We start from the raw sequence: 16538 nt of genomic DNA, 5'->3' as shown, positions 1-16538 counted from the left end.
ACCATGGAACTGCTGATCCAGAACCTCGCTCACGGCTTCAGCGTCGCGCTGAGCGTCGAGAACGTGCTGTTCGCCTTCATCGGCTGCGTCATCGGCACCGCCATCGGCGTTCTGCCGGGCATCGGGCCGGTCGCGACGATCTCGCTGCTGCTGCCGATCACCTTCGGCCAGCCGGCGACCACCGCCATCATCATGCTCGCCGGCATCTACTACGGCTCGCAATATGGCGGCTCCACCACGGCCATCCTGCTGAACCTGCCAGGCGAGGTCAGTTCGGTCGTCACCACGCTGGAAGGCTACAAGATGGCCCGGCGGGGCCGGGCGGGCGCTGCGCTTGCGACGGCGGCCATCGGCTCCTTCTTCGCCGGCACCGTCGCCACGATCTTCGTCGCCGCGTCGGGCCCGCTGCTCACCTCCGTCGCGCTGTCCTTCGGCCCGGCGGACTACTTCTCGCTGATGCTGCTGGGCCTGATCATCTCGGCCGTGCTCGCGCAGGGCTCGGTGATCAAGGCGATCGCGATGGTGGTGCTGGGCGTCTCGCTCGGCCTGGTCGGCACGGACGTGCAGACAGGCCAGCAGCGCTTCACCTTCGGCATCCCGGAACTGTCCGACGGCATCGGCTTCGTGACGATCGCCATGGGCATGTTCGGGATCGCGGAGATCATCCTGAACCTGGAGCGCCCGGAAAGCCGGAACGTGCTGTCGGGCAATGTCGGCAGCCTGTGGCTGACGAAGGAGGAATGGAAGCGCGCCACGCCTTCCGTGCTGCGCGGCACCGCGCTCGGCTCCGTGCTCGGCATCCTGCCGGGCGGCGGCGCGGCGTTGTCCGCCTTCGGCTCCTACATGATGGAGCGGCGGCTTTCCAAGTACAAGCACGAGTTCGGCACCGGCGCGATCGAGGGCGTCGCCGGGCCGGAATCGGCGAACAACGCCGCGTCCCAGACCAGCTTCATCCCGCTGCTGACGCTCGGCATCCCGAGCAACGCGGTGATGGCGCTGATGGTCGGCGCGCTGATCATCCAGGGGATCCAGCCGGGGCCCCGCATGGTGGAGGCCCAGCCGGACCTGTTCTGGGGCCTGATCGCCTCGATGTGGGTCGGCAACCTGATGCTGCTGGTGATCAACCTGCCGCTGATCGGCGTGTGGGTGAAGCTGCTGCAGGTGCCCTACAAGTACATGTATCCGGCGATCCTGACCTTCTGCGCGATCGGCGTGTACTCGCTGAACAACAACGTCTTCGACGTGTATCAGATGCTGGCCTTCGGCATCTTCGGCTATCTCTGCTCCAAGCTGCGGATGGAGCCGGCGCCGCTGCTGATCGGCTTCGTGCTCGGCCCGATGATGGAGGAGCATCTGCGCCGCGCCATGCTGCTTTCGCGCGGCGACGCCATGGTGTTCCTGGAACGGCCCATCTCGGCGACGCTCCTCGGCATCGGCTTCATCGCGCTGGCGACGATGCTGTTGCCCGGGCTGCGCAGCAAGAAGGACGCGGCGCTGCAGGAATAGCGCCGCCGGGTTCGCCGGAAGCAGGGCCGCCCCCAAGGGGGCGGCCCTTTTCGTTTGCGCGGGTCGGCGCATGATGGGGCTCCGGAGGAGGACGCGCATGGACCTGCAACTGACCGGCAAGGTGGCGCTGGTGACCGGCGCCTCGGTGGGGCTCGGGCGCGGCATCGCGCGGATGCTGGCCGAGGAGGGCTGCCGGCTGGCGCTGCTGGCGCGGCGCCGGCACCTGCTGGAAGAACTGGCGGCGGAACTGCCGGCGGGCGCGGAGCCGCTGGTGATCGCCGAGGACTTCCGCAGTGCCGGCGCGGCGGAACGCACGCGGGATGCGGTGCTCGGCCGCTTCGGGCGCTGCGACATCCTGGTGAACAACGCGGGCGGCAGCCGGCCGCAGACGGACCTCGGCAGCGAGGAGGTCTGGATGGAGAGCCTCGACCTCAACTTCCACGCAGGGCGGCGGATGGCGCATGCCTTCGTGCCCGCGATGCAGGCGCAGAAATTCGGGCGCATCGTGAACATCACCGGGCCGGACGAGCCCTTCAGCATCAACGCGGCCAATGCGCCGAACGGCGCGGTGCATATCTGGGCCAAGGCGCTGTCCCGGCATCTCGGGCGCGACGGGATCACGGTGAACTGCATCCCGCCCGGCCGCATCCATTCCGAGCAGATCGACACCCGCATCCTGCCCACGCCGGAGATCGCGCGGGAATGGGCCGAGCGCGAGGTGCCGGTCGGCTATGTGGGCGAGCCCGAGGACCTGGCGGTGCTGGTGGCGTTCCTGTGCTCGCCGCGGGCGCGCTACATCACGGGCCAGGTGATCCATGTGGATGGCGGGGTGCGGCGCTTCAGCCATTGAGCGCCACGCCCCCGATGCGGAGGTCGGGGATGAGGACGCGGCACGCCACGGGCCATGAGGCGCAGCACACGCATATCCGGCGCACCATCGCCCTTGCCAAGCGGCGGCGCGGCAACGCGCCCGCGCCGCCCGGCTTCGGCGAACGGCTGGCCGATGCGGTGGCCGCGACCGTGGGCTCCTGGCGGTTCATCGCGATCCAGTCCACGCTGCTGGCCGGCTGGATCGCGACGAATGTGCTGCTCGGCGGCGGCTGGGACCCCTACCCCTTCATCCTGCTGAACCTGCTGCTGTCCTTCCAGGCGGCCTACACCGCGCCGGTGATCATGATGAGCCAGAACCGGCAGGCGGACACGGACCGCGACCGCGCGCTGGCGGACTACCAGGTGAACCTGCGCGCAGAGGCCGAGATCGCGCTGCTGCACGAGAAGATCGACCTGCTGCGCGAGCAGCAGGTGACGGAGCTCACGCGGATGCTGCGCGACACGCTCGCGCGGCTCGAGAGGCTTGAGGAGCGGCGCGCATGATCGGCTGGATCGTCCGCATCCTGCTGCTGGCGGGCGGCGCCGTGGCGGCGCTGTTCGTGGCGCCGGACGCCGAGAATTTCGACGTGGTGCAGGGGATGATGTCGGTCGCGATCCTGGCGGCCGTGGTGCTGGTGGTGGCGCTGATCAGCCGGAAGTAGTCACGACAGCCGCGGCCCCGGCGCGTCGGGGTCGAAGCCCATCGCGGCGGGGCTGGCGAGCGGCTTCTGCATCTCCATGATCAGCCCGTTCAGCGCGCCGGAGGCCTTGAAGCGGGCGAAGACCTGCTCGCCGAGCTTCTGCAGCCCGCCGATGGTGGGCTGCGCGACGTCGTCCATGGTGAAGGCGGGCGGCGGCGGATCCAGCTCCACCTGCAGCCGAAAATAGGCGAGCTCGTCGCGTGCCTGGCGCAGCATCATCTCGTGCTCGGTCAGCGCCGAGGCGCCGTCCATGAAGACGTCGATCAGGCCGGGCAGCCAGCCGGCGAAGCCGAAGCCCTGCGCCTTGTCGCCGTTGATGCGGTTCACCCGCGCGCCGGTGCCGAGCGAAAGCACCAGGGCGCGGTCGGCCTTCGGGAAGATGCGCCGCGCCTCCGCCAGCGCGACGGCCGCCGGGTCGTTGGCGAAGACGCCGCCATCCACCAGCGCATGGCGCCGCTGCGCAGCGGGGTAGTTGGCGTCGAGGGATTCGACGATGGCGGGCGGGAAATAGGTGGGGGCCGCGGAGGTCGCGCGCGCCACGTCGCGCAGCCGGAAATCCTCGCTGCCGTTCAGCCGCGCGCGCCAGGAGCTGAACAGCTTGGGCCGCGCACGCTCGAGGTCCCAGGCGGTGACGAGCAGCTCGGGCGCGACCTCCCGCAGCTGGGTCTGGCCGAGGCGCTGGGCGAGCAGCTGCTCCAGCGCCGAGGGCTCGTATTTGCATTCGGAGATCGGGTTGCGGCGGGTCCAGGCGCCGGGCGGGAAGATGGTGCCGCCATGCACCGTGTAGAGCTCCGCCAGCTCGGCCGGGCCGTGCCGCAACGCGCCGGGGGCGCAAAGGCCGGCGGCCATGATCCCGCCGGTGGAGGTGCCGGCGACGAGGTGGAAGGCGTTGGCGAGCGACTTGCCGGGCATGCCGAGCGCGGCCGCGATGTGGCCGAGGGCGACGGCCGGGATCAGGCCGCGGATGCCGCCGCCATCGAGGGAGAGGATGCGGACGGTTCCGGGCATGGTATGCACTCCCCTTGGACCTTTGGGGGGAGCGTAGCGGGTTTCGCGCGGGGAAGCAGCGCGATTGCTGGGTTGCCCCCCTCACCTCTTCCCCCTGAGGAGGGAGAGGGCTTCTGGCGAGGCGTTGGCGGGGTCAGGCACGCTCTTCCGGCGTCACCCGGAAGCGGCGGAGGTCGCCGCGGCGCAGGACCACCAGCTCGGCGGCCTCGCCCACCCGGTCGCCGGTGAGCCAGCGCAGCAGCGAGTCCACGCCGAGCATCGTCTCGCCGCCCGCCGAGAGCAGCAGGTCGCCGCGCTCCATGCCGGCGCGGTCGGCGGGGCTGCCGCGCTGCACCTCCGTCACCAGCACGCCGGTCGCCCCGTGCAGGCCGTGCAGCCGGACGAAGCGGCGGGGAATCGCCTCGCGCTGGCCGGAGAGGCCCAGGCGCGCGCGCCGCACCCGGCCGAAGCGCACCAGATGGCCGAGCACCAGCCGCGCGGTGTTGGACGCGACGGCGAAGCAGAGGCCCTGGGCGCCGCCGATCATCGCCGTGTTGATGCCCACCACCGCGCCCCGGCTGTCCACCAGCGCGCCGCCGGAATTGCCGGGGTTGAGCGCGGCGTCGGTCTGGATCAGGTCCTCCACGGGCCGCCCGCCCGCACCCGTCAGCGTGCGGCCGAGCGCGCTGACCACGCCGGCCGTGACGGTCGAGGAGAAGCCGAGCGGGTTGCCGATGGCGATGGCGAGCTGGCCCGGACGCAGCGCCGCCGAATCGCCGAGCGTCCCGGCCGGCAGCGCTGCGTCGGTCTCGGCGCGCAGCAGGGCGAGGTCGGTGTCGGGGTCGTCGCCGAGCAGGCGGGCGGGCATGCGGCGGCCCTCGGCGGTGGCGACCAGGATCGCCTCGGCGCCGCGGACGACATGGCTGTTGGTGAGGATCAGGCCATCCGGCGAAACCACCACGCCGGAGCCCGCGCCGCCGCCGCGGGCGGCGCGGATGGCCACGTTCACCACCGCCGGCCCGGCGCGCTCCACGGCGGCGGTGACGGCGGCGGAATAGGCGTCCAGCAGGGCGCCATCGGAGGGGATGGGGGCGTCGAGCATGTTTCCCAAGATGGGAAGCGGGCTCCCCTCCCCCAAGCCGTGGCATGGCGGGTATGATTCCCGCATGGAGATCGTGCAGGCCGTCCTGGCCCTGATCGCGGCCTGTGTCGGCTTCGCGCTGATCGCGCGGCATGCGCGGCTGCCCTATGCGGTGATCCTGGTGCTGGGCGGCATCGTCCTGGCCTTCGTGCCGGGCCTGCCGCATGTGACGCTGGATCCGCAGCTGGCGCTCGCCTTCTTCGTGCCGCCGCTGCTGCAGGCCAGCGCCTGGCGCACCGATTGGCGCGCCTTCCGCGGCAATATCCGCCCGATCCTGCTGCTGGCCGTCGGCGCGGTGCTGTTCACCGCCCTCTGCGTCGCGGCGGTGGCCAAGCTGCTGCTGCCCGGCCTGCCCTGGGCGGCCGCGATCGCGCTCGGCGCCATCGTCGCGCCGCCGGATGCGGTGGCGGTCTCGGCGGTGCTGCGGCGGCTGCCGGTGCCGCAGCGGCTGGTGGCGATCCTGGAGGGCGAGAGCCTGGTGAACGACGCGACGGCGCTGGTGCTGTATCGCCTCGCCATCGCCGCCGTCGCGGCGGGCAGCATCGCGCTGGAGAGCGCGGCGCTGAGCTTCGTGCTGGTTGCGGCCGGCGGCATCGCGGTGGGCTGGGCGGTGGGCGCGGCGGCGATCTGGTCCTTCCGGCGCCTCGACGATCCGCTGCTGGAGACGGCCGTCAGCTTCATCGCCTGCTACGGCGCCTTCATGGCGGCGGAGGCGCTGGGCTTCTCGGGCGTGATCGCGGTGGTCACCACGGGGCTGGTGATGGGGCAGATGCAGCACCGCGTGCTGTCGCCGCAGACGCGGATGACGTCGGTGGCGGTGTGGCGCTTCAGCGAATTCGTGCTGACCAGCCTGATCTTCATCCTGGTCGGGCTGCAGCTGCGCGGCATCCTGGAGCGGATCGCCGACCGGGGCGTGCCGGAGCTCGCCGGGCTCGCCCTCGCGATCTCCGCGGCGCTGATCCTGTCGCGCTTCGTCTGGGTGTTTCCCTCGCTCTACATCCCGCACTGGATCGCCGGGCTGCGGCGGCGCCCGAGGGAGCCGGTGCTGGGGGAGGCGATGGTGGTCTCCTGGGCGGGGATGCGGGGCGTGGTCTCGCTCGCGGCGGCGCTGGCGCTGCCGCTCGGCTTCCCGGAGCGCGACCTGCTGGTGTTCCTGGCCTTCTGCGCGATCCTCGCGACGCTGGTGCTGCAGGGCACGACCCTCAGCCGCGTCATCACCCATTTCCGCGTCGAGGAGGCGCGTGCGGCGGGCATGGCGCCGGACGAGGCACGGGCGCGGCGGCAGGTGGCGCGGGCGACGCTGGCCGAGATCGAGCGCCGCGCGGAGGACATCCTGGAAGGCGCGGTGGCCCGCGACCTGGTGGACGAGTATCGCGAGAAGGCACGGGTGTTTCGGGGCGTCGCTGATGGCGGCGGGCAGGCGGAGCTGGAGGCGCGGATGCGCATCCGCCTCGCCGCGCTGCGTGCCGGGCGCGTCGCGCTGCTGGACCATCATCGCGATGACGGGCTTTCGGACGAGCTGCTGGCCGGGATCGAATCGGAGCTCGACCTCGAGGAGCTGCGCATCCTGCGGCTGCTCGGCGCGACGCCGGGGAAGTAGGGGAAGACGATGGGCACGGAGACGCTCGCGGCACGGCTGGAGGAGGCGCGGCGCGGCCTGCTCGATCTTTCCACGCGCAACCGGCTGCTGGCCCTGCCGAAGCCCGGCCGCTCGCGGGGCGTGGTGATCATCGAGCGCGAGGATGCGGATTTCGTGCTGGCTGAGCTGACGGCCGGCGAGTCCTTCGGCTTCGAGGCGGTGGAAAGCGCGGCGCCGGAAGCGGCGGGGACGACGCCGGCCGAAGCACCGGCGAAGCCGAAGCGCGCGCCGCGGCGGACGGCGAAGGCGAAGGCCGAGGGCGTGGCGGTGGCCGATGCGGCGAAGACGGAGGCCGAGTGGCGCGCCGACGACCGGCTGCGCGTGGCGATGACGCCGGCCGATCTCACCCGCCGCCTGCGCGACCTGATGACCGATGCGCGCACGGCGCGCGAGGAGACGGGCATCGCGACGCTGTCGCTGGCGATCGGCACGCTGTCCTGGCGCGATCCCGGCACGCCCGGGACGGAGCGGCTCGCGCCACTCGCGCTGCTGCCGGTGACGCTGGAGCGGCAGGGAGTCAGCCAGACCTTCCGCATCCGCTCGGCGGGGCTGGAGGTGCAGGAGAACCTTTCCCTGCGTGAAAAGCTTGGTTCGGAGTTCCGCGTCGCCTTGCCGGAATTCGATGCCGAGACCTACGACCCGACGAAATGGGCCGATGCCGTCGCGGCCGCCATCGGGGAGCGCGAAGGCTGGGGCGTCGATGCGGACGGGCTCGCCGTCGGGTTGTTCTCGTTCGCAAAATTCCTGATGTGGCGGGATCTGGGGCCGCGCGAGAATCCGGGGCTTGCCGAGCATCCGATGGTGCGCGCGCTGGTCGGCGGCGAGATGATCGCGGCGCCGCCTCCCTTCCCCGACGACGCCGATGTGGACGCCACCATCAAGGTGGAGCGGCTCGACCACGTGATCGACACCGATGGCAGCCAGGCACTGGCGGCCGAGGCCGTCCGCCAGGGCGGCCACGTCGTGATCCAGGGCCCGCCCGGCACGGGCAAGAGCCAGACCATCATGAACATCATCGCCCAGGCCGTGCTGGACGGGCGCAGCGTGCTGTTCGTGGCGGAGAAGCTGGCGGCGCTGGAAGTGGTGAAGCGGCGGCTCGGGACGATCGGGCTCGGCGCGGCGTGTCTCGAATTGCATTCGGAGAAGCAGTCGAAGCGTGCGGTGCTGGACGAGCTGCGCGCGACGCTCGCGCTGCCCAATGTGCCGAAGCCGGAACGCGCAGCGCTGGTGCAGCGGCTGGGCGCGCTGCGGTCGCGGCTGAACGCGCATGCCGCGGCGATGGCGGGCGAGGTCGGGCAGAGCAGGCGCAGGCTGCACCAGGTGGTGGGCAACCTGGTCGCGCTGCGGGCGGAAGGCGTGGCGGCGCCCGACTTCGCGCTGCCGGGCGATTGGACGGCGATGGCGATCGCCGAGGCGCGCGATGCGGTGGCGGAGCTTGCTGCGCGCGCGGCGGAAGGCGGTCCGCGCAGCGCCTGGCGCGGCGTGACGGTGGCACTGGCGCCGACCGACCAGGAGCGCTTCCTGGCGCGGCTGCCGGCGCTGATCCGCGCGCTGGCGGCGGGCGGCGATGTCGGGCCGGCGGCGCTGCGCGCGCGGATGGCGCGGGACGCGGTGGCGGCGACGGCGCCGCGGCACGATCCGGCGGCGATGGGACATGCGGCGTGGCAGGACGATCCGGCGCCGCTGCGCGCCCTGGCGGAGGCGACGGCGGCGGTTGCGGCGGCCGAGCGCGATGCGCGGCTGCAGCCGGGGGCGCTGGCGGTCGAGGGCATCGCGGAGGCGCGGGCGGCGCTGGCGGAAGGCGGCGGGATCTTCGGGTTCCTCTCTTCGTCGCTGCGCAACGCGAAGGCGGTGGCGGCGCGGGTGGCGCGCGATGCGGAGAATGCGCTGCCGGCGCTGGATGCGGCGCTGGCGGGACAGGCGGCGCAGCGTGCGCTGCGCGAGGGCGAGGCGCTGGGGCGCGCAGCGTTCGGGGCGCTGTGGGGCGATTCAGGGGCGATGGCGGCGCTGGTGGCGTGGCGGGAGGAGAAGGGAAGCGACGCAGCAGTCGCGCTGGCTGGCGGAGGTGGTGCGGCCCCCACCCCATCCCTCCCCCGCAGCGCGGGGGAGGGAGCCGTTGGAGCTTGGGAGGAGCTTCGGGCGGCGACGGGGCTCGATGGGCGCGTCGCTTTCGGCAGCGATGATCCCGCCTGCGCCGACATCGCCGCGCGGCTCGGCGACTGGGCGGCGGCGCCGGAGGGCTTGCCGCTCTGGCTTGGCTGGCAGCGCGCGGTGGAGCGGGCGGGCGCTGCGCTGGCGCCGGTCGCGGAGCGGCTGGCGGATGGAAGGCTGGCGCCGAAGAAGGCGGAGCAGGACTTCGCCTTCGCGCTGGACGAGGCACTGCTGAAGGCGGCGATGCGCGCGCGGCCGGAACTCGCGACCTTCGACGGGGCGGAGTTCGACCGGCTCGCGGCGGATTTCGCCGAAGCGGACAAGGCCCGCATCGAGCTGACGCGGCGCGAGGCGGCATACGCGCATGCGCAGGCGCTGGCGCGGGTGCGCGCCGGCGTGCCGGGCTACGAGATCCTGAAGGGCGAGTTCGAGAAGAAGCGCGGGCACCTGCCGGTGCGCACGCTGCTGGAACGCGCGGGGCCGGCGATCCAGGCGGCGAAGCCGATCTTCATGATGTCGCCGCTTTCCGTCGCGCAGTTCCTGGCGCCGCCGCACGGGTTGAAACCCGCCCTGACCTTCGACCTGCTGGTGATGGACGAGGCGAGCCAGATCGAGCCGGTGGATGCGCTCGGCGCCATCGCGCGCTGCCGTCAGGTGGTGGTGGTGGGCGACGACAAGCAGATGCCGCCCACGCGCTTCTTCCAGCGCATGACCAGCGAGGACGATGCCGAGGAGGAGTTCGCGGAAGGCCCGGTGGCGGCGCGGGAGGTGGAGAGCATCCTCGGCCTCGCCAATGCGCGCGGCGTGCCGAACGTGATGCTGCGCTGGCACTATCGCAGCCGGCACGAGAGCCTGATCGCCACATCGAATGCGGAGTTCTACGAGGGACGGCTGATGGTGCTGCCCTCGCCGCGCGCACGGTCGCAGAAGCTCGGACTTTCGCTGGTGCGAGTGGATGGCCAGTGGGAGCAGGGTGCCGGCGTCAACCGCATCGAGGCGAAGGCGGTCGCGCGCGCGGTGATGGCGCATGCGAAGGAGACGCCGGGCGACACGCTCGGCGTCGCGGCCTTCTCCATCAAGCAGCGCGACGCGATCCTCGACGCGGTGGAGAAGCTGCGGCGCGAGGATCCCGAGCTCGAAAAATTCTTCGGCGCGCATGAGGACGAGCCGTTCTTCGTGAAGAACCTGGAGAACGTGCAGGGCGACGAGCGCGACGCGATCCTGATCAGCGTGGGCTATGCGCGCGGTGCGGACGGCAAGCTGGCGATGCGCTTCGGCCCACTTTCGGCCGATGGCGGCGAAAGGCGGCTCAACGTGCTGATCACGCGGGCGAAGAAGCGCACCGTCGTGTTCAGCGGGCTCACGGCGGAGGACATCGACCTCGACCGCGCGAGCGGGCGCGGCGTGGCGGCGCTCAAGACCTTCCTGCGCTTCGCGGCGGCGGGCGACATGCGCCGGGCCGAGGGCGCGTCGGCGGCGGCGCCGATCGCGCGCGTGATCGCGCAGGAGATCGCGGCGGCGGGCAAGGAGGCGGTGGCGCGCATCGGCATCTCGGGCCTCTACCTGGATGTCGCGGCGAAGGAAGGCGCGGATTTCGTGCTCGGTGTGGAGGCGGATGCGGGCGACTGGACCAGCGTGCGCGCCGCGCGCGACCGCGAGCGCGGCAGGCCCGGCGCGCTCGGCATGATGGGGTGGAAGCTGCACCGCGCCTGGTCGCTGGCGTGGCTGCAACGGCCGGAGGCGGAGCGCGCGAAGCTGCGCGCGGCGCTCGGCGCCGCACCGGTCACAGAAGAGGAGGCGGCGCCGGTGGCGGCGGGCCCCGATCCCGGCCTGGCGCAACCCTATGAGGAAGCGACGCCGGAGGTGCCGAAGGACGCCGCGATCCCGCAGGTGCCCTTCGCGAAGCTCTCGGAAATCCTCGCGGCGATCATCCGCGTGGAGCAGCCGGTGCATGCGGATGCCATTGCGGAACGCGCGCGCATCCTGTGGTGCAAGGACGCGCTGGACGCCGCGGATCGCGCGGCGCTGCAGCAGGCGCTGCGCCTGGCAGGGCAGTTGCAGGGCGTCTCCGAGCGGAACGCCTTCTGGAGCGCGGAGGATGCGCCGCCGCCCGCGCCGCGTGACCGGCGCGGCGCCGCCGCCCATCTGCAGCGTGCGGCCATGGTGGCGCCGGCGGAGATCGAGGCGGCGTGCAAGGCGCTGCTCGGTGCGATGGCCATTGCGACGGAGGAGGAACTCTCGGCGGGCGTCGTGCGTCTGCTGGGGCTCGAGGCGCGCGGAACCGCAGCGGTTGCGGCGCGTGTGGCCGCTCTCGTCGGATCCGGGGCCATCGCGCTGCGCGCGTAGGGCGTTATCGCGCTGCGCGCGTAGAGGCACAGGCCTTCTGTCGCCCCGGCGCAACCTTCCGTTCATCGGCGGCGTTTCCCGCCCAACGGACCGGCGGCGCTCCTGCCGGCCGGCCGGGACAGTGAGGAGCGACGCGATGAAGACGAGGATGCTGGGTGCCCTGGCGCTCGGCCTGATCACGGCGGCCTGCGGCGTGACCGAGCAAGAGCGCGTGACGGGCGGCGCGGCCGCGGGTGCCGCGACGGGTGCCGGCGTGGGCGCGCTGGGCGGGCCGCCGGGTGCGCTGGCCGGCGCCGCGATCGGCGCGGGCGCGGGCGCGGCCACCGGGGCGCTGACAGAGCCTTCCACGGTGAACCTGGGCGAGCCGCCCTGGAGCAACCCCGATGCGCGCGTGCCGGGCGTGAACAGCGGGACGGCCCGCAGCAACACGGGCAGCCGCAGCGCGGGCAACTATCGCGGCAGCGGCATGGCCAGCGCCCAGGTGCGCGAGATGCAGCGCGCGCTCAATGATCGCGGCTACAGCGCGGGGCCGGCGGACGGCGTCTTCGGCCCGCGCACGCGCGAGGCGGTGATGGCTTGGCAGCGCGCGAACAACATGCAGGCGACCGGGCGGCCAAACTCGCAGATGATGGCGAGCCTCGGCGTCGGCGACAGCATGACCGGCAGTTCCGACCGCAACCGCGCCTATATGGGTGGCGGGACCGTTGGCGGTGGCCAGGTGCAGGATGCGGGCCAGGTCAGCGGATCGGGTGGCTCGGCGAGCGGCGGGAGCGGCGGCGGTGTCGGGAGGCTCGACCGGCCGAACCCGACCGGTGCCACCAGCGGCGTGCCGGCGCCTTCCAACAACCCGATCAACGATCCGGTCGGCGGCGGCGGTAGCGCGGTGGTGCCCGGGTTCAACCAGAACCGCGACGGCAGCGCGAGCGGCGGCAACACCGGCTCGACGCAGTAGGGCACGACCGGGGAGGCGGCGCACCGCCTCCCCGCATCCGGCACCTCAGGCGCCGAACATGGTGTTCGGCAGGAAGGTGACGATCCCCGGGAACAGCGTCACCAGCGCCACCGCGACCAGCATCAGGCAGAAGAAGGGCATCGTGTTGCGCGTGACGGTCAGGATGTCGCGCCCTGTCAGCCCTTGCAGCACGAACAGGTTGAACCCCACGGGCGGCGTGATCTGCGCAAGTTCGACCACCAGCACGATGAAGATGCCGAACCAGATCAGGTCGAATCCGGTGGCAGCGATGATCGGCAGCACGACGGAGGCGGTCAGCACGATCATGCTGATGCCGTCGATGAAGCAGCCGAGCACGAGGTAGATCAGCGTCAGCACCAGGATGATGGTGATGGGCGAGAAGCCCTGCGCGCCGACCCAGGCGGCCATCGCGGCGGGGATGCCGGAATAGGCCATCGCCTTGGTCAGGAAAGCGGCGCCGGCCAGGATCAGGTTGATCATGCAGGATGTGCGGACCGCGCCCATCAGGCTGGCCGTGAAGCTGCCCCAGTTGAGCGTGCCGCCCCAGGCGGAGAGGGCGAGCGCGCCGACCACGCCGAAGACGGCCGCCTCCGTCGCGGTCGCCCAGCCGAAATAGATGCTGCCCATGACGAAGCCGATCAGCAGCACCACCGGGAACAGCTGGCCACTGGCGCGCAGCTTCTCGCGGAACGGCATCGGCGGGTCGGCGGGCGGCGTCTTCGACGGGTTGAGCAGCGACCAGACTGCGATGTAGCCGCTGAACAGCGCCATCAGCATCAGACCGGGCACGATGCCGGCGATGAAAAGCCGCACGATCGAGACCTCGGCCGCCACGCCGTAGACGATCATGACGATGGAGGGCGGGATCAGCAGGCCGAGCGTGCCGGCGCCGGCCAGCGAGCCGATCGCCATGGGCTCCTGGTAGCCGCGCTGCAGCAGGGCGGGCAGCGACATCTTGCCGACGGTCGCCGCGGTGGCCGCGCTGCTGCCCGAGACGGCGGCGAAGATGCCGCAGCCGATGACGTTCACATGCATCAGCCGCCCCGGCAGGCGCTGCACCCATGGCGCGAGGCCGCGGAACATGTCCTCGCTGAGTCTCGTGCGGAACAGGATCTCGCCCATCCAGATGAAGAGCGGCAGCGCGGCGAGCGTCCAGGAGGCGAGCGATCCCCAGACCGCGCTGCCGAGCACCTTCTCCGCCGGGAAGGTCGCCATCCCCGGCATCAGCAGGGGCAGCGCGACGACGCCGACCAGGCCCGTGGCGAGCAGGCCGAGCCCGATCCAGACGCCGAGCGCGAGAATGGCGAAGAGCGCGCCGAGCAGCAGCAGGCCGGCCTCGGTCTGGGCGAGTTCCATGGCTAGAGCTCCTCCATCGCGCGCTGAACGGCCGAGGTTTCGGCCGCCTTGCGATAGGAAGGCCGCCCGCCCGCGAGGTGCACCGCGAGGTCATCGAACAGCGCGACGGCGAACAGCGCGCAGCCCGCGGCGCTGATCGCCTGCGGATACCACAGCAGCCAGGGCACGGTGCCCTGCGCGACGTCCTCGAACTGCCAGGAATCGTAGGCGAGGTCGGCCATGGCATAGGCGAGGAAGGCCGCGAGCGCGGCGGAAAGCGCCAGCGCCACCGCCTCCATCGCGAAGCGCACACCGCCCTTCACATGGCCGATGATGAGGTCGACGCGGATATGCGCGCCATGCCGGAAGGCATAGGCGAGCGGCAGCAGCGCGGAGCCAGCCACCGCGAAGGCGGTCAGGTCGTCGGCACCGTTGAACACCAGGCCGAACTGCCGGCCGATGACCTGCGCGGCGATGATGGCGCCGATCGCAGCCAGGGAAACGCCGCCCGCGATGCCGCCGAGCAGGTAGAGCAGGTCGAGCCCGCGCCGCAGCACGGCCATCTCAGGCGAAGGCGCGCGCGGCGCGCCGGCGGGTCGTCATGCGGCGAGGCTCCGCTGTGTCAGGGCATCAATGCGTGGACGGAGGCGGGCCGGGAAGCCCGCGCGGGCAGCACAATGCAGCCGTCGCGGCGGCGCTGCCCATGGCGGCGGCAGGCGCCAGGGCGCCGTGCCGCAACCACGCGCAGCCGGTCCCGGTCAGGCGCGGCGATAGGCCTCGATCAGCGCCTTGCCGTCGGCGCCGGCGCGCTGCACCCACTCCTCGGTCATCTGGGCGCTGACGCGGCGCAGGCCGTCCATGAACTCGTTGGTCGGCGGGATCACCTGCATGCCGCGCTGGCCGAGCGTGCGCTCGGAGCTCGTCTGCGATTCGCCGGCAAGCTCGTAGCCGCGCACCTCGGCCCGCGCGGCCGCGGCGCGGATCGCCTGCTGCAGGTCGGCAGGCAGGGCCTCCATCGCGCGGCGGGAGACCATCACGGCGTTCTTCGTCATGGTGAAGCCGAGCGGCGTGAAGACCTTCGCGTAATCCCAGGCGGAGGTGTCCACGCCGGTCTGGGCGGAGGTGATCTGCGCCTGCGCGACGCCGGTGGCGAAGGCCTGGGCGAGCTCGGCGGCCTGCACGAGCGTGGGCTGCGCGCCGACGATGGTGGCGAAGCGGTTGGTGGCCGGCGAGAAGGTGCGGAAGCGCAGGCCCCGCAGCCCCTCGATCGAGGTGATCGGCTGCTGCGCGTAAAGGCCCGCCGGCGGCCAGGGCACCATGTAGAGCAGGGAGAGGCCCTGGCGGGCGAGGCGCTGCTCGATGTAGGGGCGCTGCAGGTCGGCGAGCTTCTTTGCCTCGGCGAGGTTGCTGACGAGCTGGGGAATGCTGTCGGCGTCGAAGAAGACGTCCTCGTTCGCATAGGCCGCGAGCAGGATCTCGCCCAGCTGCACCTGGCCGGTCTGCACGCCGCGCTTGATCTGCGGCATCGGCAGCAGCGCAGCGCCGGAATGCAGCTGGACCGCGAGGCGCCCGTTGGAGGCGGCCTGGATCTCCTCAAGGAAGGTGCGGATGTTGCGGGTGTGGAAGTTCCCGTCGGGGTACGGGGTGGCCATCTGCCAGCGCGTCGCCTGCGCGGCGGCCTCGCGGACGATGGCGGGCGCCGCGACGGCGGCGCCGGTGGCAGCGAGAAGGTGGCGGCGGCTCAGCATGCGGATCATTCCCCCGTTTGGATGCCTCTCCTGGGAATGAACATCGCCGCCGCGCGCCGCCGGGGCAAGAGCCCCCCGCTACACGGGGTAGGCTGCCGGATCCACGCCGGCCTGCTCAAGGAACTTCCGCATCTCGCTCACCTCGTCCTTCGAGAGGCTGTGGCGGCTGTCATGGAAGCCGTGGGTGTGGCCGTTGAGCGTGACCTTCACCTGGCCATGGCCGCCATGGGCGACCTCGGCGCCGAGATCCTCGAAGACGGCGAGCACGTGCTTGGGATCGATGTTGGAACTGACCGGGTGCGCGAAGAGGGCGTGCAGCACCTTGCGATGGCGGTGATTCATCCTGGCGTGGTCCCGAACTGGTTGCACGCGCAGTCTTCACGGCCGCGCGACCGCTGTCCTTGATCAGGATCAACGCGGGCGCGCGGCGCGGCGCGGCGGGATCAGCCGGCGCTTTCGACGTAGTGGCGCAGTTCCTCCGCCTCGTAGAGCGCCTCGTCGATGCGGGCCTTCACCAGGTCGCCGATCGAGACAAGGCCGGCGAGGCTGCCATCCTCCGCAATCACCGGCAGGTGGCGCACGCGCCGGTCGGTCATCAGCGCCAGCGCCTCCGGCAGGGTGGTGCGCGGCGTGACGGTGTGCAGCAGGCGCGTCATCATCCGCGCCGCCGGCAGGCCCACCGCATCGCCGCCATGGCTGGCGAGGCAGCGGACGATGTCGCGCTCGCTGACGATGCCGAGCACGTCGCCCGCCGCGTCGCGCACCAGCGCGGCGCCGATGCGGTGCTGGGCGAGGATGCGCGCGATGGTGCCGGCGTCGTCGTCGGGGCCGACGGAGACGACCTGGTTGCCCTTGCTGCGCAGAATGCTGCCGATGTCCATGGCCCGGTCCCTTCCCGTGGGAGCACCCAGGCTGACAGACGGACACGCAACGAAGCAAGGAAAGGCTGTGCTGCACCGCGGCAAGCACGGCGTGGTTGCATTCGCCCCGCGCAGCGGGAGCCGGCCTGGACCGGGCTAGGTCCTGGACTCAAACCTGGTCCATAGCCTGATGGCGGCGATGGCGACGGCGCTGAGGTAATTTCGAGCGAGCTTGTCGAAGCGCGTGGCGATGCGGCGGAAGTGCTTCAGCCGGTTGAAGC

14 protein-coding genes are annotated in these 16538 nt (G+C 72.0%); 7 read left to right on the top strand and 7 right to left on the bottom strand.

All coding sequences use genetic code 11. From position 1 onward, the window contains the following. The first annotated feature begins 3 nt into the window (after positions 1-3). From DFH01_RS26980 to DFH01_RS28580, 4 genes are all read left to right on the top strand, one after another. The gene (locus tag DFH01_RS26980) at positions 4-1506 is read left to right on the top strand and encodes a tripartite tricarboxylate transporter permease (protein WP_109873645.1); all 1503 of its coding nucleotides are present in this window, start codon (positions 4-6) and stop codon (positions 1504-1506) included. Between the two features lie 97 nt (positions 1507-1603). Next, complete coding sequence (locus DFH01_RS26975) at positions 1604-2356, top strand: SDR family oxidoreductase (RefSeq protein WP_109873644.1); 753 nt, start codon at positions 1604-1606, stop codon at positions 2354-2356. A 29-nt stretch (positions 2357-2385) separates the two neighbouring features. Beyond that, positions 2386-2880: a DUF1003 domain-containing protein gene (locus tag DFH01_RS26970; protein WP_199231433.1), complete on the top strand. Its 495-nt coding sequence runs from the start codon at positions 2386-2388 to the stop codon at positions 2878-2880. Further along, a complete protein-coding gene (locus DFH01_RS28580) occupies positions 2877-3038 on the top strand; it encodes a hypothetical protein (RefSeq protein WP_199231432.1) in 162 nt (53 codons plus the stop codon). Before DFH01_RS26970 ends, DFH01_RS28580 begins: the two co-directional genes overlap by 4 nt. On the opposite strand, the gene DFH01_RS26965 is transcribed toward DFH01_RS28580, so the two are convergent. Together DFH01_RS26965 and DFH01_RS26960 are read right to left on the bottom strand one after the other, a co-directional pair. Then, positions 3039-4085: a patatin-like phospholipase family protein gene (locus DFH01_RS26965; protein WP_109873642.1), complete on the bottom strand. Its 1047-nt coding sequence runs from the start codon at positions 4083-4085 to the stop codon at positions 3039-3041. 133 nt (positions 4086-4218) lie between these two features. After that, on the bottom strand, positions 4219-5166 hold the full coding sequence (locus DFH01_RS26960) for a S1C family serine protease (RefSeq protein ID WP_109873641.1): 948 nt from the start codon (positions 5164-5166) through the stop codon (positions 4219-4221). 64 nt (positions 5167-5230) lie between these two features. Between DFH01_RS26960 and DFH01_RS26955 the strand changes: the two genes are divergently transcribed. The 3 genes from DFH01_RS26955 to DFH01_RS26945 all read left to right on the top strand — a co-directional run bounded on the left by DFH01_RS26955 (position 5231) and on the right by DFH01_RS26945 (position 12293). Beyond that, the gene (locus DFH01_RS26955) at positions 5231-6805 is read left to right on the top strand and encodes a Na+/H+ antiporter (RefSeq protein ID WP_158287927.1); all 1575 of its coding nucleotides are present in this window, start codon (positions 5231-5233) and stop codon (positions 6803-6805) included. 9 nt (positions 6806-6814) lie between these two features. Beyond that, complete coding sequence (locus DFH01_RS26950; protein ID WP_109873639.1) at positions 6815-11341, top strand: DUF4011 domain-containing protein; 4527 nt, start codon at positions 6815-6817, stop codon at positions 11339-11341. A 136-nt stretch (positions 11342-11477) separates the two neighbouring features. Beyond that, positions 11478-12293 (top strand): peptidoglycan-binding domain-containing protein, encoded by an 816-nt coding sequence (locus tag DFH01_RS26945; protein WP_109873638.1) that lies wholly within the window; start codon positions 11478-11480, stop codon positions 12291-12293. 45 nt (positions 12294-12338) lie between these two features. Here the strand turns inward: DFH01_RS26945 and DFH01_RS26940 are convergent, their stop codons facing one another. The 5 genes from DFH01_RS26940 to DFH01_RS26920 all read right to left on the bottom strand — a co-directional run bounded on the left by DFH01_RS26940 (position 12339) and on the right by DFH01_RS26920 (position 16278). Beyond that, positions 12339-13670, bottom strand: a complete 1332-nt coding sequence (locus tag DFH01_RS26940; protein WP_109873637.1) for a TRAP transporter large permease — start codon at positions 13668-13670, stop codon at positions 12339-12341. A 2-nt stretch (positions 13671-13672) separates the two neighbouring features. Then, the gene (locus DFH01_RS26935) at positions 13673-14212 is read right to left on the bottom strand and encodes a TRAP transporter small permease (protein ID WP_109873636.1); all 540 of its coding nucleotides are present in this window, start codon (positions 14210-14212) and stop codon (positions 13673-13675) included. 195 nt (positions 14213-14407) lie between these two features. Continuing rightward, positions 14408-15397: a TRAP transporter substrate-binding protein gene (locus DFH01_RS26930; RefSeq protein WP_233256312.1), complete on the bottom strand. Its 990-nt coding sequence runs from the start codon at positions 15395-15397 to the stop codon at positions 14408-14410. A 78-nt stretch (positions 15398-15475) separates the two neighbouring features. Then, the gene (locus DFH01_RS26925; protein WP_109873635.1) at positions 15476-15739 is read right to left on the bottom strand and encodes a hypothetical protein; all 264 of its coding nucleotides are present in this window, start codon (positions 15737-15739) and stop codon (positions 15476-15478) included. Between the two features lie 101 nt (positions 15740-15840). Continuing rightward, entirely contained in the window at positions 15841-16278 is a 438-nt protein-coding gene (locus DFH01_RS26920) for a CBS domain-containing protein (protein ID WP_109873634.1), read from the bottom strand. Positions 16279-16538 lie beyond the last annotated feature (260 nt).

Origin of the sequence: Falsiroseomonas bella (genome assembly GCF_003173615.1) — a bacterium.
GTDB lineage: Bacteria > Pseudomonadota > Alphaproteobacteria > Acetobacterales > Acetobacteraceae > Falsiroseomonas > Falsiroseomonas bella.
The sequence above is the reverse complement of the archived record's forward strand: the minus strand, read 5'-3'. Positions and strand labels throughout refer to the sequence as shown.

Excerpts from the sequence above, each read along its gene's own strand:
- DFH01_RS26980 (WP_109873645.1), top strand. The coding sequence starts at position 4 with ATGGAACTGCTGATCCAGAACCTCGCTCACGGCTTCAGCGTCGCGCTG.
- DFH01_RS26975 (WP_109873644.1), top strand. The coding sequence starts at position 1,604 with ATGGACCTGCAACTGACCGGCAAGGTGGCGCTGGTGACCGGCGCCTCG.
- DFH01_RS26970 (WP_199231433.1), top strand. The coding sequence starts at position 2,386 with ATGAGGACGCGGCACGCCACGGGCCATGAGGCGCAGCACACGCATATC.
- DFH01_RS28580 (WP_199231432.1), top strand. The coding sequence starts at position 2,877 with ATGATCGGCTGGATCGTCCGCATCCTGCTGCTGGCGGGCGGCGCCGTG.
- DFH01_RS26965 (WP_109873642.1), bottom strand. The coding sequence starts at position 4,085 with ATGCCCGGAACCGTCCGCATCCTCTCCCTCGATGGCGGCGGCATCCGC.
- DFH01_RS26960 (WP_109873641.1), bottom strand. The coding sequence starts at position 5,166 with ATGCTCGACGCCCCCATCCCCTCCGATGGCGCCCTGCTGGACGCCTAT.
- DFH01_RS26955 (WP_158287927.1), top strand. The coding sequence starts at position 5,231 with ATGGAGATCGTGCAGGCCGTCCTGGCCCTGATCGCGGCCTGTGTCGGC.
- DFH01_RS26950 (WP_109873639.1), top strand. The coding sequence starts at position 6,815 with ATGGGCACGGAGACGCTCGCGGCACGGCTGGAGGAGGCGCGGCGCGGC.
- DFH01_RS26945 (WP_109873638.1), top strand. The coding sequence starts at position 11,478 with ATGAAGACGAGGATGCTGGGTGCCCTGGCGCTCGGCCTGATCACGGCG.
- DFH01_RS26940 (WP_109873637.1), bottom strand. The coding sequence starts at position 13,670 with ATGGAACTCGCCCAGACCGAGGCCGGCCTGCTGCTGCTCGGCGCGCTC.
- DFH01_RS26935 (WP_109873636.1), bottom strand. The coding sequence starts at position 14,212 with ATGGCCGTGCTGCGGCGCGGGCTCGACCTGCTCTACCTGCTCGGCGGC.
- DFH01_RS26930 (WP_233256312.1), bottom strand. The coding sequence starts at position 15,397 with ATGCTGAGCCGCCGCCACCTTCTCGCTGCCACCGGCGCCGCCGTCGCG.
- DFH01_RS26925 (WP_109873635.1), bottom strand. The coding sequence starts at position 15,739 with ATGAATCACCGCCATCGCAAGGTGCTGCACGCCCTCTTCGCGCACCCG.
- DFH01_RS26920 (WP_109873634.1), bottom strand. The coding sequence starts at position 16,278 with ATGGACATCGGCAGCATTCTGCGCAGCAAGGGCAACCAGGTCGTCTCC.